At 64.9% G+C, this 21,131-nt stretch carries 13 protein-coding genes, 1 tRNA gene and 2 pseudogenes; 3 read left to right on the top strand and 13 right to left on the bottom strand.

Features of this window, described 5'->3' with window-relative positions; all coding sequences use genetic code 11:
• Positions 1-53: 53 nt before the first annotated feature.
• A tRNA-Arg gene (locus tag B6N23_RS14600) sits at positions 54-130 on the top strand.
• 431 nt (positions 131-561) lie between these two features.
• Entirely contained in the window at positions 562-1,320 is a 759-nt protein-coding gene (locus B6N23_RS14595; protein ID WP_305500186.1) for a hypothetical protein, read from the top strand.
• Between the two features lie 50 nt (positions 1,321-1,370).
• Here the strand turns inward: B6N23_RS14595 and B6N23_RS14590 are convergent, their stop codons facing one another.
• From B6N23_RS14590 to B6N23_RS14555, 8 genes and pseudogenes are all read right to left on the bottom strand, one after another.
• Positions 1,371-1,757 (bottom strand): terminase small subunit-like protein, encoded by a 387-nt coding sequence (locus B6N23_RS14590; protein WP_305500183.1) that lies wholly within the window; start codon positions 1,755-1,757, stop codon positions 1,371-1,373.
• A gap of 113 nt (positions 1,758-1,870) precedes the next feature.
• Positions 1,871-4,327 (bottom strand): AAA family ATPase, encoded by a 2,457-nt coding sequence (locus tag B6N23_RS14585; RefSeq protein WP_305500181.1) that lies wholly within the window; start codon positions 4,325-4,327, stop codon positions 1,871-1,873.
• Positions 4,324-4,665, bottom strand: a complete 342-nt coding sequence (locus tag B6N23_RS14580) for a hypothetical protein (protein WP_305500179.1) — start codon at positions 4,663-4,665, stop codon at positions 4,324-4,326. The genes B6N23_RS14585 and B6N23_RS14580 overlap by 4 nt, the downstream gene beginning before the upstream one ends.
• An 81-nt stretch (positions 4,666-4,746) precedes the next feature.
• The gene (locus B6N23_RS14575) at positions 4,747-5,061 is read right to left on the bottom strand and encodes a hypothetical protein (protein ID WP_305500177.1); all 315 of its coding nucleotides are present in this window, start codon (positions 5,059-5,061) and stop codon (positions 4,747-4,749) included.
• A 198-nt stretch (positions 5,062-5,259) separates the two neighbouring features.
• Positions 5,260-6,715, bottom strand: a pseudogene (gene tnpC / locus B6N23_RS14570) (IS66 family transposase).
• Between the two features lie 604 nt (positions 6,716-7,319).
• A complete protein-coding gene (locus tag B6N23_RS14565) occupies positions 7,320-8,693 on the bottom strand; it encodes a tyrosine-type recombinase/integrase (protein WP_305500174.1) in 1,374 nt (457 codons plus the stop codon).
• Positions 8,694-9,125: 432 nt separating this feature from the next.
• A pseudogene (locus B6N23_RS14560) lies at positions 9,126-10,486 on the bottom strand (IS1182 family transposase).
• A gap of 115 nt (positions 10,487-10,601) precedes the next feature.
• Complete coding sequence (locus tag B6N23_RS14555) at positions 10,602-11,210, bottom strand: cell division protein ZipA C-terminal FtsZ-binding domain-containing protein (protein WP_305500171.1); 609 nt, start codon at positions 11,208-11,210, stop codon at positions 10,602-10,604.
• A gap of 322 nt (positions 11,211-11,532) precedes the next feature.
• Between B6N23_RS14555 and B6N23_RS14550 the strand changes: the two genes are divergently transcribed.
• On the top strand, positions 11,533-13,320 hold the full coding sequence (locus tag B6N23_RS14550) for a methyl-accepting chemotaxis protein (protein WP_305500168.1): 1,788 nt from the start codon (positions 11,533-11,535) through the stop codon (positions 13,318-13,320).
• A 32-nt stretch (positions 13,321-13,352) separates the two neighbouring features.
• Here B6N23_RS14550 and B6N23_RS14545 read toward each other — a convergent pair whose 3' ends face one another.
• The 5 genes from B6N23_RS14545 to B6N23_RS14525 all read right to left on the bottom strand — a co-directional run bounded on the left by B6N23_RS14545 (position 13,353) and on the right by B6N23_RS14525 (position 21,076).
• Positions 13,353-16,892: a DEAD/DEAH box helicase gene (locus B6N23_RS14545; RefSeq protein WP_305500166.1), complete on the bottom strand. Its 3,540-nt coding sequence runs from the start codon at positions 16,890-16,892 to the stop codon at positions 13,353-13,355.
• A gap of 66 nt (positions 16,893-16,958) precedes the next feature.
• The gene (locus B6N23_RS14540; protein ID WP_305500164.1) at positions 16,959-18,536 is read right to left on the bottom strand and encodes an ATP-binding protein; all 1,578 of its coding nucleotides are present in this window, start codon (positions 18,534-18,536) and stop codon (positions 16,959-16,961) included.
• Positions 18,537-18,716: 180 nt separating this feature from the next.
• Positions 18,717-18,980 carry a Txe/YoeB family addiction module toxin gene (locus tag B6N23_RS14535; RefSeq protein WP_305500161.1) on the bottom strand — a complete coding sequence of 88 codons (264 nt, stop codon included), beginning with the start codon at positions 18,978-18,980 and terminating at the stop codon, positions 18,717-18,719.
• Entirely contained in the window at positions 18,973-19,233 is a 261-nt protein-coding gene (locus B6N23_RS14530; RefSeq protein WP_305500159.1) for a type II toxin-antitoxin system Phd/YefM family antitoxin, read from the bottom strand. Before B6N23_RS14530 ends, B6N23_RS14535 begins: the two co-directional genes overlap by 8 nt.
• Positions 19,234-19,498: 265 nt before the next feature.
• On the bottom strand, positions 19,499-21,076 hold the full coding sequence (locus tag B6N23_RS14525) for an ATP-binding protein (RefSeq protein WP_305500157.1): 1,578 nt from the start codon (positions 21,074-21,076) through the stop codon (positions 19,499-19,501).
• Between the last annotated feature and the right edge of the window lie 55 nt (positions 21,077-21,131).

Below are 21,131 nucleotides of genomic sequence, written 5' to 3'. Positions count from 1 at the left end.
CAACCCGGGCGGTTTCACTCGCCGCCGATTTTCCCTATAATGCGCAGCGCGTCGCCCCCATAGCTCAGCTGGATAGAGCGTCCCCCTCCTAAGGGGAAGGTCTCAGGTTCGAATCCTGATGGGGGCGCCAGAAAGAACAGACAAAACAGCCACTTACGGATCACACCGGGTGGCGGTTTTTTGCTGCATCTCACTCTAGGTGACAAACGGGTGACAGGCGGCGGGCTGGTGCTGCTACGCCTGCCAGTGGGGGGGGCTGCCGCCGCATGAGGAGAGGGGGGGCTTCTCCTGGGGCGGGCCAGCGCTTGCCAGACCCCCGGGGACTTGCTGGGGAGGGGGCGCCAAGATTTCGCCTAGCCCCGCACCCGTCCCACCCCCACTGGCTGGCGCACCCTGACACCCCCCGAAAATTTTGAGATTATCAGCCAGAGAAGAGGCGCCCCGTGGGGCGCTGCCGGCAGGTGTGGCCAAAGTCGGGGTTAAGGTGCCGACCAAGGCCGACTAGGCTTATCTGGCAAGCACTATTAGAACATGAGCTCCGCCGGAGCCAGGGGACAGAACATGAGAAACGCCATCCTCGCTGCATGTGCAGCTATCAGCCTCCTGCTTACAGGCTGCGCCAGCCAGCTGAGCATTCAGGCACAGCCGGCAGCAGAGCATCAAACGGTCTACGTGGCCGGCCAGCCGGTGATGCTCTCGGATAAGCAGTACTCGGTGGCGGTCAGCCCGTCATCCTCCCGGGCAATGTCCAACGAGTCGCTTAGCTTCCTGGTCTACCTGACTAACACTCACGGTGAACCGGTGAACTTCGGCCCCGGCAATATCCGAGCCTCGCTCAACGGCCAGCCCGTCAGGGTGTTCACGCATGAAGAAGTCCTTGCCCAGATGGAGAGAGAAAGAGACTCGCAAGCACTCTCTGCCGCACTGGCAGGCCTTGGGCAAGCCATGTCGGCCACTGGCCAACAGCAGCACTTCGGTACCGCATCAGCCCAGCATTACGGCCGACAGGGTTATATGGGCCACAGCACCGGGATGTACAGCGGTACCACGTACAACCCAACAGCGGCGGCGGTGGCCCAGTCCAACATTCAGTCCCAGACACAGCAGAACGTCAGCAACATCAGGCAGCAGCACGATCAGGAAATTGCCAGCGCCAGGGCCGTGCTGCTGGCCACAGAGACTGTCTACCCCGGCAACAGGCACGGCGGCTATATCCGCACTGCGCAGCTGAACGACAGCAACGCATCGGGAACGCTCACCCTGACTGTCACGGTGAACGGAGAGCAACACGCCTTCGACTTTTCCGTCAGAGGCAACTAATTCGCACCGGCCTGCCAGTGGGGCTTCTCCCCCCCCCCCACTGGCCGGCGCTATTGGTCCCTGATATCTCCCAGTTGCCGCAGCGCCTCCAGGTGCAGTTGCGAAGCGCTCCTTGCCGTCAGATCCACCCGGGTCTTGTCGCCGTAGGTCTCTCGGTCGTAACGCGACGCCAGCCACTGGCGGATGCTGGCGGCGGCCTGGGCGGCCTTCGGGTTTAGCTCCCCCGCCTCCACCTGGTCGGCCAGCTCAAGCATACGGTCAGCCATCGCCGCGGCCGCTGCCTGCCGGGCTGCCTTCAAGTCCTCCCCATGGTCCTTGGTAATCCAGTGCCAGAAGGTGTTGATAGGGATGTCGTGCTCGGCGGCCAGGGCGCGGATGCTGTCGCCGCAGGCGATGCGGGCGATGCACTGGTGGGCGAAGTCGGGGTCGGCCTTCAAGGCCTGCCACCGGGCTCGGCGCTCTCGCTTGATGGGACTTCCAGCCATTGTGGCGATCCTCTGTCGGGTGATGATGGCGCGCGACTTGGGATGCTCGCGCGCGTAAGAAGCCGTTACAGCAGCGGGTGGTCCCCCGCCGGTTGCCGGCCTGCCCCCCTTCTTCGCCAGCCAGGGGGAGGTTCCTCGGCGCTGAACATCTCAAGGCACGAAACTGAGGGCTTAACACGAGGTGTCCGGTTGGTGTCCGGTTTAGCGTCCGGTTTGGCGCCGGTTTGTCCGGTAGGGTGTTCCTGACGGTGTCCTGTCCGGTCCGCTCCCCCTAGGGGGGCGGACAGGACCGGACATCCGGCACCCTGGGAAACGTAAAAAGGGGTGGTTATTTCCCTCCCACCATCTGATGCACCCTTACCCCCCACTGGCTGGCGCTGAGGGGAGGCCCCCGTGGCGGCGCCGGCCAGTTGGACGTGATGGCCGTCCACATGGACATCGCCCGCCTCCTCCAACGCGCTCAGCACGTCCGACCAGCGGCGCCTATCCACCCCAGCCTCTCGGCAAGCCTGCCGCCACTCCTCCAGCTCCACCCACACGGGGGCGGGGCCCCTTCCGGCTCTAAGCATTTCCGCCTCATGCTCCTGCGCCAGCATGGCCAGCTCGGCCAAGGCTGTTGCCTGGTTCTTGCCCCTCCTCCTCCCCCTGGTCGGCGAGGCAGGGGCTCCGCCCGGCACAAGGTAGGCCCCGAACACATCATTCCCCTCCTCGTCTATCAGCGGCACCTTGACGCTTTCCAAGGCGAAGGAGATGGGCGGCGGCAGCTCGGCGTCTTTCATCTCCGTGGGCTCGAACGTCACGCTACCGGTCGCGTCTCGCTTGATCAGGTAGCCGGCGTCGATGGCCCCGGTGAGAGAGGAGTTACCGCGGGCGCCCCTGCTCTCATCCTTGCCGGTGTGATGGACGACCAGGACGGTGCATTTCCAGTTGGCGCGGATCTCGTCCAGGTGCTGCACAAACCGGCCCATGTCTTCCGTGCTGTTCTCATCAGCCCCGAAGTTGCGGGCCAGGGTGTCCACCACGATCAGGGCGGGCGCTCCGTGCTTTTCCGCCATCCGGTTGATGGCGTGCAGCACCTCGGCGGCAGCATCACGGTCTGTAAGGGGCGCCGCCTTGTGGGAGATAGCCAGAGGGGCGGCCGCCAGCGGCACGCCTTTGGCCTTCTCCCAGGCAGTGAAGCGTCGGGCTAGGCCGTTGTGTCCTTCGCCGGCCAGGTAGAATACGGCGCCTTGCTGCACCCGGTGCCCGTTCCACGGGGTACCGGTGGCGATGCAGCAGGCCCAGTCGATAGCCAGGAAGGACTTGCCGGACTTCGGGGGGCCGTAGATCAGCCCCAAGCTGTCCGCCTCAAGATACCCTTTCACCTGCCACGCTATCGGCTTCAGCTGGCCCACCAGATCGCCAACCATGGTAAACCCTAGGGACAGCCCGCCTTCGCCCCCTGAGCGCGCCTGTACGGCCTCCTGAGGCGATTCCTGGGGCAGGGTGAGGGACGGGCCCACCACTGGCGGGCGCTCCCCCTCGAAGGCGTCACCCGCCAGTGGGGCTACCTCGTCCGGCTCAGCCTTGCTGGCGCTCCAGGCGCTATCCAGCGTGCCGGCGATCTCCTCGGCGTCCAGGCCGCAGGCAGAGGCCACAGCATCCAGGTCGGCACGAACCTCCACCCCATCCGCCTTGCCGGCGTGAACAAGGCTGAAGGCGCGGCGGGCCTTCTGGTACAGCACACCATTCCGGGTGCCGAGCGGCGCCTCCTCGATGTCCTGATAGATCCCGGCCAGGGCGCGGCGAGTGTAGGCGTCGCTTACCTCCCCCACTGGCTGGCGCTCCACGGCAGGGGCGGCGACTGCCTCCCCTACAAGGGGCACGCTGACAGCTGCCGCCCCCTCCACGAAGCCGGAGCGCACCGGCACCGGGTCAACCACCCCCGCCTCGAACATTGGGGCGGCGGTGTAGTGGAGCTGGGTGGCGCCGAATAGCGCGATGTCGAAGGGAGGGACCCCGTCCTCCTGCCAGCGGGCTTTCGCCCAAGCCTTGAGATGCTGGCTGGTCCGGGGCTCCTCCAGCCAGAACCAGATCCGCGCCTTCAGCTTGCCCGTGGCGGACGGGTGGCCGGCGGAGCCGGTCAGCTGCCAGTGGTAAGCGGCGCCCTCGAACTCGGGGAGGTGGGCGGCCAGGAACTCCGCCACCCCACTGGCAGGCTCTGCCACGGGGTCGGCACCAGCCGGCTCGAAGTCGTCCACATCCAGCGCCAGCCAGGAGCGGGGCACGTCTTCGAAGGTGGCGTTGTTGCGCTGCACGCTACCCGGGTCGATGCCTTCCCGGAGCTCGCCGCGGATGATGGCGGCGCTTGGGGTGCCCTCGAGTTCGGCCAATAGCGTAGACAGCTCCCGGATACTGCCCACTGGTCGGGAGGAGCACGAGAAGGTCTTGAGGTTGGGATAGCGGTCGATCTTGCCGTCAGCTTTCCAGGTCTTGGCAAGGGGCCGGGGGGCCTGGGCATGAAGCAGGGTGACGGCGTTCATTTGCGTACCTCCCCCACCTGATGGCCCACCGGCTCACCGTTCCGGAAGCGCAAATAGAGGGAGATGTACAGAGGCACATGGTAGGAGCCGCCGGCGGCAGCGTGGAGAGCCTTCCCCTCCTCCAGCTGCTTCCGGCGCCGGCCTCGGTAGAGGTACGCATCATCCAAGGTGCAGCAGTCCGATCCCCGGTGGATGGGCTCCCCTAACAGCTTCTCACCACGGCTTACGCCATGCTGGTGGACCTCACCGCAGAACGGGCAACGCACCAGCACCAGGTCAAGGTAGTCCTCGGGGATCTCAACAATCCGGGCGATAGCTTCAATGTTCTGGTGTATCATTAGAATTGATCCTTTAGCATTCCTTACGCCTCCCCTGGCTCGAGCCAGCGGGGGGCTTTTTCTGTCCGGAGTGGGGACCACTCACTGGCCGGCGGCAGCCACAGCAGCGGTGCTGCCATGACTGTCGGCAGCCGCCAGCCAGGCGAGCACATCGGATAGGCGGTAGCGGACAGAGCGGCCGCGCTTAACGAACCTCGGTGCCGGACGGCCAAGCAGCACACCGGTCACCCGGGCTTTGCGAGCAGTGGATGGCTGGGCGGCGATCAGGTGAGGGAATACGGCGGCCTCTGGCAGCTCGATCAGCGTCGGGTCGAAGCCTTCGCGGTAGCGGGCCAGGGCATTGGCCAACTGGTCGGCGGGTATTTGGGGGACAATGGGTTGGATGGTAGTAGCCATTTAGAGCGTCTCGTTTATGGATGACGCTAGAAATGGTCGAGCTTGAGCGCTGTCAATTGGTGCAGGTGCAAAATGCAGATTGCAGGCTACCGGCGCTTCTTGGCCTCCCATGCTTTGATTGCCGCGCCTACATGCTCTTGCAGCTTGCGGTCGCCCATGCTGGGCACGTCATCCGGAACTTTGGTCGACATATCGTAACTATTCAGCACCGGTTGGCTGAGTCGGGGCTTCTTGCTGCATGAAGGCTGGCACCTCCCCCGCAAACAGTTGCTCCAGTGCGGTATGCGCCGCTACCCCTTGCTTGACGGCGGTCGAGAGAAAGCTACGCATGCGGCAGAAGATCTCAGCACCCTCCCAGGAGCGGAAACAGCCCGAGATTTTCTGCTGGACCTTGGTCATTCGCAGATCGCGCTCCCCCTGGTTGTTGGTGAAGGGAGCGGCAGGGTCGTCGAGGAAGCGCAACACGTCGTCCTCGTACGCGTACGCCTGGAGGCGTTCCAGGAGGTTGCGCGACTTGGTGCGCTTGGCCCGGCCTCGCGTTCCAGGTGGCGGTTTCACCGGCGGGGGGCACTCGGCGTCCCCTTTCGCCAGGCAATCTCGATAGCGCTGCCGCCAGGCTCGGGTCTCATCGGCCGAGAGGCAGCCGTCGGCCACCTCCACGGCGCGATGCATCTCCAACAACAGGTCATGCAAGGCCTTGGCCCATGCCTGGCCATCGTTCTCCCAGGCCGCTGTCAGCTCCCGAAGGTGGTGCGCATTACAGAGCGCGTGCCGGCAATCCGGATAGCGGTAGTAGGGCTTCCAGTGATCATGCACCAGCACGCCACGCACGAAGGGCAATACGCCGATGGCGTCCATCGCTTCCTGGCCGCGCTTGGGGTGCGGGGCCAACCAGGTCAGGGCCTCGTTGGAGGCGCTGTGTAGCCAGTAGCGTTTGCCACCGACCTGCATTCCGGTTTCATCGGCATGGACGGTGGCTGCTTCACGTAGCGCCGGGATCACCCACTCGGCGAACGCCTCGGCCCGCTGGTAGGCCTCCTGGTTGAAGGCGAACAGGGTGCCGGTGCTCAGCGACAGGCCGCACTGCGAGGTGAGCAACTCGCGGATACGCGCATAGGGCAACAGCTGATACTGGGAGAGATAGACGACATGCGCCTTGAGGCGAGGGCCATACTGGATGGGGCGAGTCACGCCCTCGGGGAATGGCGCCACGTAGCGTTGCCCCTGATCATCTTCGAGGACCTCAGCCTGATATTCGGTGACCACGGCCTGGATTACGATGTCCTGCACTTGGCGCGTTTCGACGCCGACCGGGCGGTAAGAACGCCCCTTGGGGAGTTGCCGACGATCGACACGGAGCTTGACCACCTCGTCGGGGTCCGTCACCGGCGCCAACGTCTTACCCTCATGCCCTGGCTGTCCGCCGGGGCGCCGCTCGCCTTTGGCGCGCGAGCGGCGCTGGCGATTGGGATCCTGGGACGGTGGCTTGCTTGCTGTTGCGGCTACTGGTGGCCAGGCGATCGGCCATGAGCTTGACCAGCAGCATCAGCACATCGATGGCGGCACGCAGCGACGGCGAGACCGTCTGGTCTTCCTTGAGCTGCTGCCGGACCCGCTCCAGGGCCTCGTCGACGTTGATATCGCTGATGGTCATATCACCGCATAGGTGTGCCGAATGATGCTGTGCACTATGCCAGAAAAATCAGCTGGTTGGCGATACCCCATCCGCAGCCACCTGAATAGTTACGACATATCTTTGACAATGCGGGACGCCTTTGGCCGCGCCCCATACTGATAATCGGGGCCATGCTGGCTGGCATACAGCTCCACCAACAGGCCGAACGCCTCAAGGGCTCGCAGCTCCTTGTCTGCTGCTACCCCCCCTTTCTGCGCGTCTGCATCTGGCGCCTGTTTCGGCGCCTCTCCTGCTGACCAAAGCTCCGCGGGAACATCCGCATCTCCTGCTCCCCGGCTCTTGAGCCAGTCTCGGACTTCCTCTCGGGGCAATAGCCGCCCGTCTTTTTGACGACCAGCCCTTACAGGAACTCGGTCACCTCCCACTGGCTGGAGCTCTCCGCGCTCAATAGCTCCCGCTATCGTGCTCTCCCACTTCTCGGCAGCCGAAGACCCAAGAGCCCAGGTAGGATCACTACATTCAGGGTTGGCGTGACAAGCCAGCAAGGCAGCCATCTCTCTCACCGAAAGGACATCATCAAGCTGATAAGGGGACAAAGGCATCTGTATAACTCCTAACAAGCCTATGAAGCCCAGCCGGCCGGCATGACTTCATGACTTCCATGACTTGTGTTGGCTTCAGGTTTTGAAGTGGCTGAAGCGGCATATGCCTCCACCGCATCTCGTGCATGATCCGGGCGCAGGTGTGCATAGTGTTGGATGGTCGTCTGGATGTCCGAGTGGGCCATCAGTTTGGAGACGGTCAGCAGATCGACGCCGGCCATCACCAACTGGCTGGCGAAGTGGTGCCGCAGCGTATACAGCAACAGGTCGTCTGGAAGGCCGGCCAGCTTGCGGACGTTCGCCCATGGCTTCTGCATCGCGGTTGAAGCGAGACGCCGACCAGTGCGGGGGCTGGGGAAGACCAACCCACTGGCTGGCGCTCCCTGCTGTTGGTGCCACGCCTTGAGCACTGCCACCGCGGCAGAGGAAAGGGGGAAGGTCTGGGGCTCGGGGCGATGGTGGGCGGTCTTCTCGATCACCTTACGGATGGTGGCAAAGGTCAAGTTCACCTGCTCCCAGCGAAGGCCGAACAGGTCACCAGGGCGCAGCCCCGTGTAGAACATCAGCTCGATGAACGGGGCAACGTGATCCACGTAGGCCACCCCATCCAGGTCGGGAAGGTGCGGCTTACCGTGGGCGCGGCTGCGGCGGCGCTGCTGGCGCTTCTCCTCCTGGTAGGCCGCCAGCCCAGCAAACAGCGCTTCGACCTCCTCCGACTCCAGGTAGCGGCGCTGGGCAGCCTGGCCGGCCATCCCCTCCTCGGTCATAGCCGGGCGCTGCAAGCTCACGCCAGCCAGGGGGTGGGTGGGAATTACCTTGCGCTCCGCAGCATGCGCCAGCAGCGTGCACAGCGCCCCATAAACCCTGGTCAGGGTAGCGAAGGCGGGGGGCGGCTCCTCCGCCTCCTTACCGGCATGCCAGCGCTCCACATCGGCACGGGTCAGGCTCCCCATGGGCTTATCCAGCCAACCGGCAAAGTGTTTCTCGATGCTCTGGACTGTCGCCTTGCCGCCTTTTTTCCTCCCCTGATAGGCGGCATAGGGGCCAGCCAGGTAGGCGCCCAAAGTCTGCTGCTGCTGGTGCACAGCCTCGGCCTTGGCTTCCTCCAGCGCAGCGCGCGGATCTCCTCCCTGGGCTACGATAGCCAACGCTTCCGCTGCCCGCTGGCGGGCCTGGGCGGCGGTCAGAGCGCCGTAGCGCCCAATGGTCAGCATGCGCCGCTGGCCGGTCTTGGTGCGGTAGTAGAGCCGGAAGGTCAGGCCCCTCTTGCCAGGGCGGACATGGTAGCCAGCCAGCTCGGTATCCCACACATCCTCACCGGTGGCCGGCGGGGCCTTGGCCAGACGCTCCAGCGCCTTGGTGGTCAGCTTCATCTTGCTGGTGGGGTCTGCCATGGCGGGCTATCTCTAGGTGACAAACAGGTGACACCAACAGGATACATCGGGCACTATCCGGGAACAAGCGGAACACTCGATAACGCCATCAAGCTACTGATTCAATTGTGATATTGGGATATGTTCTGTTCTGGCTGTTCCTGGTGAGATACGACCTCCACCCCCTCCTAAGGGGAAGGTCTCAGGTTCGAATCCTGATGGGGGCGCCAGCGATTCCCCTCGATTTCCAGCGCCATCTTCGCCTGGCCCCGCGAGGCCCGCTAGCAGTCTGTCGGTTTAGAGGGCATGAAGCGTAGAAGCAACGTCCCCTCTCTGGTTTCTTCGCAGGGTAGTCGGTCATGTGGCGGGAGAGAGAGTCGCTGTTGGCCCTCCCTGCCTCGCCTTGCACCGCTCCTGACCCCGGTGACGCGCTACCCGGTGAGGGATCTCCCCTCATCCGGCAGCCAGGCGGTGCATTCGCTTGATGTTCCAGGCCAGGGTGGCCAGTCGCCACTCGCCGCTGACCTTGTCCAGGCCACGCAGCGAGAACTGCCGGAACCCCATCACGTGCTTGATGATGCCGAAGACCGGTTCCACCGTATGCTTGCGCAGCGCATACAGGGCGCGTCCCGCCCGGGTCTTCAGGCGGTGCGCCATCTGCTCGACGGGATCCTCACTCGCCGGGGCGGGCGGATCCGCCGCGAAGCGCTCGAACACGGGGAGATGATGGACATCGCGCTTCATGGCCAGCAGCGGTTCGATGCCATGGGCCTGGCAGGCATCGACATTGGCCGCACTGAAGTAGCCCGTGTCGGCCAGCAGGCAACTGGGGCGCCCCAACGCCTCGGGGTAGCCCTGCCATGCGGTCAGTAACGGCATGACCTGCTGCTTGTCGTTGGTCGCCTGGGTGACATGCACGTGGGTGACCAGCAGGGTGTCGTCGTATCGACGGCCGCCTGGGCGTTGTAGCACTGATCGAAGGCCTTGCCGGTGACCGGCATGATGCGTGATTGTGGGTCGGTGAGGTTGACCTGATCCTTGTCGCGGGGGGCCGCCCGTCGGTGGCTCGGGATCCCGCCCCCGAGGCGTCTTGCCGGCCTTCCGCTGCGCCTCACGGCGCGCCACCTTTTCCTGGTAGGCGGCTTGTTCGACGGCGTCTCGCTCCTCGGCCCGCGCCTCGATCTTGGCCTTGGCCTCGGCGATCGCCGCCAGGCGCGCTGTTCGCGACGGGCAATCTCCGCCGGGATGTCCATGCCATCGGCGGCGTCATCCCGATCCGCGGACTCGGCCCGTTGGGTCAGCGCCTTCACCTCGGCCTTGAACTGAGCCTCCAGCTTCTTGGCATGGCCGTACGACAGCGCCCTATGCTTGCTGGCGTTGGCCTTGAGCTTGGTGCCATCCAGCGCGATGGTGCCGAGCTTGAGCAGCTTCATCTCGCGGGCCAGCAAGAGCACCTGGACGAACAGTTGCTCCAGTTCGGGCAGGAAGCGCCGCCGGAAGGTGGCCAGGGTGTCGTGGTCGGGATGGGTGTTGGCGGCCAGGTAGCGGAACGCCACCGAGTCATAGGTGGCCCGCTCGATCTTGCGGCTGGAATACACCCCGGTGGCATAGCCATAGACCAGCAGACTCAGCAGCACCGCCGGGTGATGGGCCTTATGCCCCCGGCCGGCGTACCGCCGCGTCAACGCCGAGAGGTCCAGCTGCTCGACAACATCCACCACGAAGCGCGCCAGGTGGTCATCGGGCAACCACTCGTCCACGGAAGGCGGCAGAAGATAATCGGTCTGGCGGTCAACGGGGATGAAGCGGCTCATGGCGACGTTCCGGTGGTGGCGGCTGGAAGCGAGTATCTCACGACGTTATCGAAAACCCGACAGACTGCTAGCTATCGGCCAATGCCGGGGCAGCTTGAGGCAGGCCTGATGCGAGTCAGCCCAGGATGCGCTCGTAGGTCTGCTCGGTGGCCGGCTGCCGGTCGGCATCGAGCACCTCGCCGCCGAGTGCCTCGAGCTCCCTGCCAAACGCCACGAAGACGTGCATCTGCTGGTTACGGCTTCGCCGCAGCGGCGGCTTCACCAGCAGGCTCAGGCCGCGAAGTTGGAAACCATCGCTGCCCTGCCCGTTCAGCAGATCCGGCAGGGTGCCGGGCGGAAAGGCATTGGCGACCTTGATCGGGTTGGCGGGCTGTTCACCAGCCACGTTGAAGACCTCGAAGACGGAATCGTAGCGGGCCTCCACCTTGCGAAGCCATGCCACTACATCTGCCTGTATCTCGGACGTTGGCTCCGGAAAGATCACGAAGAGGCTATGCGCCGTGACCGCTTGAGCACGGCGCGGGCCATTGCCAGAGCGGGAGGGTAGCGAATCCTGGGTCGACTCACTGGTCGGCCCGGGCCGCGGCTTGACGTCAGGCTCAGCGCTGCGTGCCGCCCGCTGTGGCCTCAGGAACGCAACAGATAGATAGAGCGCCAGCCCGGCCGCCGCCAGGCTTCCCAACAGGGCGACCACACCCAACACCGCAGGCAGGGAATCGAACACCATGCTCTCCTTGTACTTTTTATAAGAATATTGACAGGACGACGATGCTAACACACAGAGTTAACACAGTATTATTGACTCATATCAAGCCACACCCAGCCAGACAGCACCCGCAACAGAGGTACCGTCACTGGGCGGGAGTCACGCCAGCCCTGAACTACGGCTGGACCTCGTGGCCGATTGCCTGCTCCCTGGATTCATAGCATAACCGCAGCCCACGACACCGAGCGTCTCAAGCGATTTGGCCAGATCGACTAAAGTCTCGCCCTACCGGGCCGATATGGAAAATGCTTCCAAGTCACCCCACGACGAGACCCTGTCCATGCCCCACACCGCAACGCCCTTAAGGCGCGCGCTCTCGCTGCAGACGCGCCTGCTGCTGCTGGTCCTGATCCCCCTGCTGGTGGTAATCCTGACGCTCACCGCCAGTCAGGCCCTCTCACGTATTCAGGACAGCCGCCAGCAGCTGGAGCAGCAGCGCCAGCTGCTCCTCGATACCCGCCAGACCGGCGTGCAGGACGTGGTGCAGAGCTCCCGCTCCGCCATCACGCCCGTGCTCGAGAACCCGGGGCTCAGTGCGGCCGAAAAGCGCCGCCTTGCAGCCGAAGTGCTCCGCGCCATCCGCTTCGAGGGCGACAACTACATCTTCGTCTACGACTTCGACGGCACCAATGTGGTGCTGCCCTACAGCCGCGAACGGGAAGGCACCGACATGAGCGGCCTGCGCGCGCCGGATGGGCGCTACCTGGTGCGCGACTTCATCGAGGTGGGCCGCAGCGGCGGCGGCCACTACGCCTATCCCTGGGAATACCCCGGCACCGACCGGGTAGAGCCCAAGTACTCCTACGTGGATGCCATTCCCGAGCTCGGCTGGGTGCTGGGCGCGGGGGTCTATGTCACCGACATCGATGAGAGCATGGCGGCCGCCGAGACGGTAGCCGCGGCGGAGCTGCGCCGCAGCCTGCTCACCACCGCCCTGCTCGGCCTGCTGATCTTCGGCGCGGTGGCCGCCGTCAGCCTGGTGCTGGTGCGCCACACCGTGCGCCCCATTCGTCGCACCGCCGAGGCCATGGGCGAGATCGCCCGCGGCCCGGGCGATCTGACGCGCCGCCTGACCGCCCAGCGCAACGATGAGCTGGGCGACCTGGCCACCCAGTTCAATGCCTTCGTGGCGCGCATGCAGGAGACCCTGCGGGACGTGCGGCGCAGCACCTACAGCGTGCACCAGGCCGCCGGCGAGATCGCCCAGGGCAGCGACGAGTTGGCCACGCGCACCGAAGAGGCCGCGGCCAACCTCCAGGAGACCTCGGCCTCCATGGAGCAGATCACCGCCATCGTGAACCACAGCGCCGAGGCCGCCGAGCAGGCCAACCAGCTGGCCCAAGAGACCGCCGGCGTCGCCCGCGAAGGTGAGACCGCCATGCGCGAGGTGGCACGCACCATGGGCGACATCGACCACTCCGCCGGCCAGATCAGCGAGATCATCACCCTGATCGATTCCATCGCCTTTCAGACCAATATCCTGGCGCTGAATGCCTCGGTAGAGGCCGCCCGGGCCGGCGAGCAGGGTCGCGGCTTCGCCGTGGTGGCCCAGGAGGTGCGCTCCCTGGCCAGCCGCTCCAGCGAGGCGGCCAAGGAGATCCGCACCCTGATCGACGCCTCCGTTGCCCACACCCGCGAGGGCACCCAGATCGTCGAGCGCGCCGGTACCACCATGCAGGGGATCGTCGAGAGCGTGGCCCGAGTCAGCGACGTCATCGCCGAGATCAGCGCCGGTGCCCGAGAGCAGAACAGCGGCATCGGCCAGATCAATACCGCCGTGGCCGAGATGGACACCATGACCCAGCAGAACGCCGCCATGGTGCAGCAGAGCGCCTCTGCCGCCGAGGAGATGCGCCACCATGCGACCCAGCTCAGCGCCCTGATCGACACCTTTGTGCTGGGCGACGAGCCCGGCGACCAGCGCAAGACACCGCAAGCCAAGGTCCCAGCGGCTATCGCCGGCTCATCATCCGCGATGAATCAGCAAGCCGCCCCTCCCTCGCCGGGGCGCACCGCCCCCGTGCGTACTGCGCCCTCCTCCACCGAGGCCGAGTGGGAAACGTTCTGAAATAGAAGAAGGCCCGGCCTGGCTCACCCGCTCTAGACGACCGGGGCAAAGAGCAGCGCCAGGTCCTCTTCGTCGAACATCGGGCCCTCACTCGGGCGCTCGGCACCGCCCTCTAGGATCGAGGCGGCGAGGTCAGCCTTGCGTGCCTGCAGGTCGAGAATGCGCTCCTCCACGGTGCCGGCGCACACCAGCTTGTAGACGAACACCGGGTTCTGCTGACCCATGCGGTGGGCACGGCCGGTGGCCTGGGCCTCCACCGCCGGATTCCACCAGGGATCGTAGTGGATTACGGTATCCGCGGCGGTGAGGTTCAGGCCCGTACCGCCGGCCTTGAGGCTGATCAGGAACACCGGGATCTCGCCCTGCTGAAACAGCGCCACCCGCTGGGTGCGGGTCTTGCCCGGCGTGTCGCCGGTCAGGGTGGTGAAGGTGATGCCGTCCTTCTCCAGGGCCTCACCGATCAGCGTGAGCATCTCGGTGAACTGGGAGAAGATCAGGATGCGCCTCCCCTCCTCCACCAAGGGTCCCACCAGCTCGCGCAGCTGTTGGAGCTTGGCCGAGCGTTTCGTCTTGCGCGCGCTCTGAAGCTTGACCAGCCGCGGGTCGCAGCACACCTGGCGCAGCTTGAGCAGCGCATCGAGCATCACGATGCCGGAACCGGCCAGTCCGCGCTCGGCCACCGCCTGCTGCACCCGCTGGTGCTGGGCCAGGCGCAGGCTCTCGTAGAGCTCGCGCTGGGCGCCGCTCAGGGTGACCTCGCGGCGGGTCTCGGTCTTCTCCGGCAGCTCGGCGAGCACCTGCTGCTTGGTCCGGCGCAGCATCAGCGGCGCGATGCGCCGGGAGAGCCGCTGGCGCAGTTCAACGTCGCCCTCTTTCTCGATGGGGGTGCGAAAGCGCTGACCGAACCACTGCTGGCTGCCCAAGGCACCGGGAGCCACAGCGTCGAGCTGGGCCCACAGCTCACCGAGGTGGTTCTCCAAAGGGGTGCCGGTCATGGCGATGGCGCGGGCCACATTGAGCTCGCGCACCGCCCGCGCGGTCTGGCTGGCGGCGTTCTTGATCGCCTGGGCCTCGTCCAGCACCAGCAGGCCGAAGTCGTGCTCGCGCAGGCGCTCGAGATCGCGGATCAGCAACGCATAGGTGGTCACCGCGAGGTCGGCATTGGGAAGCGCCTCCTCGAACTGGCGCTCGCGCTGAGCCTTACCCCCCTGCAGGGCGACGACGTTGAGATCGGGGGCGAAGCGTTCAGCCTCGGCGCACCAGTTGCCCACCAGGCTGGTGGGCGCCACCACCAGGGTCGGGCGGGTCAGCGCCCCGCGGGCGCGCTCATCGAGCACATGCGCCAATACCTGGACGGTCTTGCCCAGGCCCATGTCGTCGGCCAGGATGCCGCCGGTGCCCAGCTCGGAGAGAAAGCGCATCCAGGCGATGCCGCGGGCCTGGTAGTCGCGCAGCTCCCCGGTAAAGCCTGGGGGAGCCGGCAGGCTGGCGGGCAGTGCGCGCAGGCGGCTGGCCAGGGCAGTCACGTCTTCTCGCCCCGCCCAGCGCTCGTGTTCGGCAAGCGGCGCGACCTTCTCGGCGGCGGTCACCGGTAAACGCAGCGCAGCCTCCGGGTCACTCTCGTCGCTGAGCCAATCCAGGATAGGCGCCATCAGCGAGCGCAGGCGCGAGAGCGGCATCACCAGGCGCCGATTCTCCGCCAGGGGCAGCGTCCAGCTGGCATCCTCGGCTTCGTCCTCGGCGGGCTCCAGCGGGAAGCCGGGATCCCGAAACAGGCGACGCAGGATCGGCAGCAAGTTGAGGCGCTCGCCTTCCACTTCGATATCCAGCGCCAGGTCGAACCAGCCGTTGCCGGCCGGCTCAAGCTCGCCGTACCAGTCGTCCGGCTCCAGGTACGTCGGCTCTTCGGGGAAGTCATGATCGAACTCAACCAGGCAACCGGCCTGGCGCAGCCGGGCAATCATCTCCCACCAGTCATCGGGGCCGGCCAGGTGAGTCGACCACTCCAGGACCGTGGCCGGCAGGCATCCCGCGACCGGCAGCAGCAGCGACCAGCTGGGCAGCTTCAGATAGGCCGGCACCACGCCAAGTTCGCGTAGTCGCTCCAGGGTGACCATGCCCGGCGGCAGGCTGCGCACCAGCGCCAGCTCCGCCTCGGTATCGCGCCGGATGATCAGGCGCTGGCCGTCGCGAAAGCCCTGCACGCGCTCGCCACGCTCAGGCGCCACCTCGATGCCGGCGTAGTCGAAACTCACCACCGCGGCCCCCCCCTCGACCCAGCGCGGCAGCGGGGCCCCATCACGAAAGCCCAGCTGCCCCGCGGCAGCCTGCATGGTGACCTTGAGCCGCGGCACCACATCATCCAGGTGGCGCTCCTCGATCTGGTGCGGCGCGACCAGGGTCTCGGCCAGCGCCGGTGCCTCGCGCAGTCGCTCACTCAACCAGCCGCTCATCTCAGGGGGCAATGGCGGCGCCCGCGCGACCCGGCTGAGCCATTCCGGGTCTCCCGCCATGCGCCCGAAGAGGCCCTGCTCAACGTCCAGGTAACACAGCTCGCGCCCTGCGCGCAGCACGATCCCCGCTGGAGAGAGCAGGTCAGCGGGCTGGACGTCCAGCTCAAGGTGCTGGACACCCTCCTCATCGGCTTGCCAGTAAGGTGCCAACTGCCCGGCAGGCCCCAGCGCCAGCGGCGAGCCGGTCTGCTTCTCGTGGAACAGCAGCGGGGGAGCCTCAGCTTCCAGCAGGCGCCACAGCGCCCGGGCCTGGAAGGCCTGCGACACCAGGGTGGCGCCGCGCACCTGGCCGGACACCCAGGTGGACTCTCGTTGGCCGTGCAACAGCAGGGTCAGGGCTTCCTCAAGATCGGCCGACCAGCCGCCTTCGGGAACCGGCTGCAAACCATGGGAGCCAGATTCGATGATCCGCGGCGCTACCCAGCCCGTATGACGCCGGCTCTGACGCGACGGGCGCACCCACACCGGCACTACCCGCAGTATCGGGTCACGATAGGCACCGGGGATGCTCAGAAACAGCGCCAGGCGATACTCCTCGCCAACGCGCTCGCTGTCAGGGCCTGGGTGAGCCGGGGCGGCCAGCCAAGCCTCCCAGTCGCGCTTCAGCCGCTCGCTTCTGGCAGATGCCAGCTCGGCAGGCGACGACGAGTTGGCGATCGGCGATTCAGCGGGCGAGCCGGGAGCAGGCTCGGGGCTGTCCTCCTGCCAGGTGCCACCCTCCTCGGCCACCTGCTCCATGAAGGTCTCGATCAGAGCCACGGCATGCTTGCAGCGCACGCCGACCGGGCAGTTGCAGAGGGTAAAGAGCCCCTTGTCGAGCCCCTTGGGATCAAGATAGACCTGCGTCATGTAGGCCTGCTTGCGGCCCCCAGCCACGCGCCCGAAGATTCCCAGCATGTCGCTGCCGACCTGCAGGTTGAGCCCTTCGTACACACGCCCCTTCTGGGCATAGCCCAGGCCACGTGACAGCGTGGCGGCATCGAAGGCGGTGGGCCAGTCCACCTCCATCAGGGCCCAGAACAGGTCAAGGGCAGGATCTTCAGGGAAGTGCTCCGACACGTTGGCTCCTTATACCTGACTAGTGGCGATCTCTCGGGGCGGCGATGCTACCACGAGAGCTCCCGCTCACCCGAATTGCGCCTGCTCCACCTCGAAGGCCACGATCTGGCGCTGCTCCCGGGAGAACTCCACGCCCACCAGATGAACGGGCATGCCCCGGCCAAGATACTTGTCCGCGTAGCCGCGAGCCTTGAGCTGCCCGAGGGCACTGCCCTCGGGCAGTTGCTCCACCACCTTGAATTCGAACAGGTAGAGGTGCCCGAAGGCCTCCACGGTCATGTCTACCCGGCCGTGGTGGCTGGCATCCTCCACCGTGACCCGCACCCCCAGGGCAGCGAAGTGGCTGTAGAAGACGCTGGCATAGTGGCCCTCGTACCTGGCGATAGGATTGTTGCGATACCAGTCGTGGGGCAGGCCAGCATAGAGCGCCTTGAAGTAGGACTCCAGCCCCGCAAAGTCCGCCTCTCTCAGCAGGCCTGGCAGCCGCAGTATCAGGTCGTCCTGGGCATCGTCGTTCAGCCCCAGCACCGGCAGCAGCGCCTCGTTGAGGCTCATCTCCACCTCCTGGTTGGGGAAGCCCAGACGATAGAAAGGCCGGTTAGGAATCTCTTCGCGCACCTCGTGCAGCGTCAGGTAGCCCGCCTGAAAGAGCAGCGCCTCGGTGGCGATATCGTCCACATCGAAACGCCCCAGCAGCGCCGGCCGACTATGCCAGGCGGTCAGGGCCGGCGTGAACACGCCCCGCTGCCGGAGCAGCTCCACCAGAAACGTCGGCGTGGCGCTCTCGAACCAGTAGGGCCCAAACTGGCGTTTCTGAAACAGCAGCAGCACATCGAAGGGGTTGTAGACCGATGTCACGTTCTCCCCGCCCCAGCGGTAACCGTTGTACCAGTGGCGGATCGCCTCGCGATCCAATCCAGGCAGCTCTGCGGCAAACACCTGGTCGATATCCGCATCGGTATAGCCGCAGAGCGTGGCGTAGGGGGCATCCAAGGTGATGTCGTTGAGGTTGTTCAGGCCAGAGAAGAGACTCACCTTGCTGAACTTGGAGACGCCGGTAAGCAGCACGAAGGCCAAGTGCGGGTCGGCATCCTTGAGCACGCTGTAGAGGTTCTTCAACCCCTCGCGCAGCGCCCGGGCACGCTCCGGCTCCAGCAGGTTATCGAGGATTGGCTTGTCATATTCGTCGATCAGCACCACCGCGCGTTCGCCATGCCGGGCGTGTGCGTCGCGAATCAGCGCCGAAAACTCCCCGGCAATGTCGGTCTCGCGATTCAGCGATACCCCCAGGCGCTCACGCTCCCGGAACAGCTGATCACGGATGCGAACATCCAGGGCCTCGCGGCTCTGCAGCACGCCATCGCCAAAGCTCAGCCGGATCACCGGATGGCGGCGCTGCGACTCCCACTTGTCGTGGATATAAAGCCCATGGAAAAGCGCCTCGCGCCCCTCGAAGAGGCAGGCCAGGGTATCCAGCAGCAGGCTCTTGCCGAAGCGCCTCGGCCGCGAGAGAAAGTAATAACCGCCCTCCTCTACCAGCCGATGCAGCAGGGGTGTCTTGTCGACGTAATAGCACCCTTCCTTGCGAAGTTTCTCGAAGGACTGGATACCGATGGGCAGTTTCTTGCGAGCGAGGGTGGACATGGCGCCTCCAGGTGCGACGGTGCAGCAGAGCGCCAGTGTAGCATCGCAGGCTCCATAGAGGTCTGCAGAGCATTCTCAGCTTTTCCTCCCAGGCACCTTCTCAGCAAGAATCCGCGTGAAGCCTCGCCCAGCCGGGCGGGGAGCAGTCACCACGCCAAACTTGCGCGAAACCATCAAGGTTCAATAGTGGTACCTGCAAGAGATGATCGTGATCGAAGACTCCTCCACCACGTAAACCAGTCGGTTTGATTCGTCAATGCGTCGAGACCAAAAACCGGACAGGTTCTCCTTTAGTGGCTCGGGCTTACCAATACCTTCAAACGGCGAGCGCTTGACGTCCGCTATTAGCTTATTGATTCTCTTTAGCGTTTTCTTATCTTGACGTTGCCAATAGACATAATCACGCCATGACTCATCCGTCCAGCACACCAGTCGATTACTCATCGTCATCGAGCAACTTACGCCCAACGACTTTTCCTGAACGGTACTGCTCAATCGATCTGTTCAGATGTGCCGCATTCGCTGGGGAGCGAAGCAGGTGCACGGTTTCCATCAGGCTGTTGTAGTAATCGAGTGACATCACGACGGCATCTTCAGAGTCTCGACGTGTGATGATGGCCGTATCGGCATCGTTAATCACACTGTCCAGCACGCTCTTTAGCCCGTTTCTTGCTTCGGTAAAGGACACGACCCTCATGGCACTTCTCCACGGTCATTGCATTGTGCTCACGATAGCATAGACATCAGACATGTTCAATATGTTGCACATGTTGTCGATTGCCGAGGGCTACCCTCTCCCCCACTAGGCTGTGCCAGTGGCGGTCGATCACTTGAAGGGGTGAATACCGATGAGCAGCTTCTTGCGAGCGAGGGTGGACATGGCGCCTCCGGGCACGACGGTTCAGCAGACGCTCCATAGAGGCCTGCAGGGCGCTCTGTGCTGGCCGGCACGGGCAGTTGCCTCAGCCCGTGATTGCCTCCTCCATCTCGAAAGCCACGATCTGGCGCTGCTCCTTCGAGAACTCCACGCCCACCAGGTAGATCGGCATACCCCGGTCGCGGTACTTGTCGGCGTAGCCTTTGGCCTTGATCTGCGCAAGGGCACTGCCCTCGGGCAGTTGCTCCACCACCTTGAATTCGAACAGGTAGAGCTGCCCGAAGGCCTCCACGGTCATGTCCACCCGCCCATGGTGGCTGGCATCCTCCACCGTGACCCGCACCCCCAGGGCGGCGAAGTGGCTGTAGAAGACACTGGCATAGTGTCCTTCATATTTCGCAATCGGGTTATTGCGGTACCAGTCGTGAGGCAGGCCGGCGTAAAGCGCCTTGAAGTAGCTCTCCAGCCCCGCGAAGTCGGCCTCTCTGAGCAGGCCCGGCAGCCGCAGTATCAGCTCATCCTGGGCATCATCGTTCAGCCCCAGCACCGGCAGCAGCGCCTCGTTGAGGCTCATCTCCACCTCCTGGTTGGGGAAACCCAGACGGTAGAAAGGCCGGTTGGGAATCTCCTCGCGCACCTCGTGGAGCGTCAGGTAGCCCGCCTGAAAGAGCAGCGCCTCGGTGGCGATATCGTCCACATCGAAACGCCCCAGCAGCGCCGGCCGGCTATGCCAGGCAGTGAGGGCCGGCGTGAACACGCCCCGCTGCCGGAGCAGCTCCACCAGAAACGTCGGCGTGGCGCTCTCGAACCAGTAGGGGCCGAACGCTCGCTCCTGAAACAGCAGCAGCACATCGAAGGGGTTGTAGACAGCCGTCACCTCAGCCCCGCCCCAACGATAACCGTTGTACCAGTGGCGAATCTGGTCACGATCCAGCCCCGGGAGCTCGGCGGCGAACACCATCTCGAGGTCGGCATCGGTATAGCCGCAGAGCGCGGCATAGGCAGGCGAAAGGGTGATATCACGCAGATTATTCAGCCCCGAGAAAAGGCTCACCTTGCTGAACTTGGAGACGCCGGTGAGCAGCACGAAGGCCAGATGCGGGTCGGCATCCTTGAGCACGCTGTAGAGGTTCTTCAACCCCTCGCGCAGGGCTCGGGCGCGCTCGGGCTCCAGTAGGTTATCGAGGATCGGCTTGTCATACTCGTCGATCAGCACCACGACGCGTTCGCCATGCTGGGCATGGGCATCGCGAATCAGCGCCGAAAACTCCCCGGCAATGTCGGTATCACGCGTAAGCGACACCCCCAGGCGCTCACGCTCCCGGAACAGCTGGTCGCGGATGCGAACGTCCAGGGCCTCGCGGCTCTGCAGCACGCCATCGCCGAAGCTCAGCCGGATCACCGGATGGCGGCGCTGCCATTCCCACTTGTCGTGGATATAGAGCCCTTCGAACAGTGCCTCGCGCCCCTCGAAGAGGCAGGCCAGGGTATCCAGCAGCAGGCTCTTGCCGAAGCGCCGCGGGCGCGAGAGAAAGTAATAACCGCCCTCCTCTACCAGCCGATGCAGCAGGGGTGTCTTGTCGACGTAATAGCACCCTTCCTTGCGAAGTTTCTCGAAGGACTGGATACCGATGGGCAGCTTCTTGCGAGCGAGGGTGGACATGGCGCCTCCGAGTACCACGGTTCAGCAGAAGCGCCAGTGTAGCACTCTGAGCATT

It is taken from the genome of Halomonas alkalicola (genome assembly GCF_030704205.1).
Lineage (GTDB): Bacteria > Pseudomonadota > Gammaproteobacteria > Pseudomonadales > Halomonadaceae > Halomonas > Halomonas alkalicola.
The sequence above is the reverse complement of the archived record's forward strand: the minus strand, read 5'-3'. Positions and strand labels throughout refer to the sequence as shown.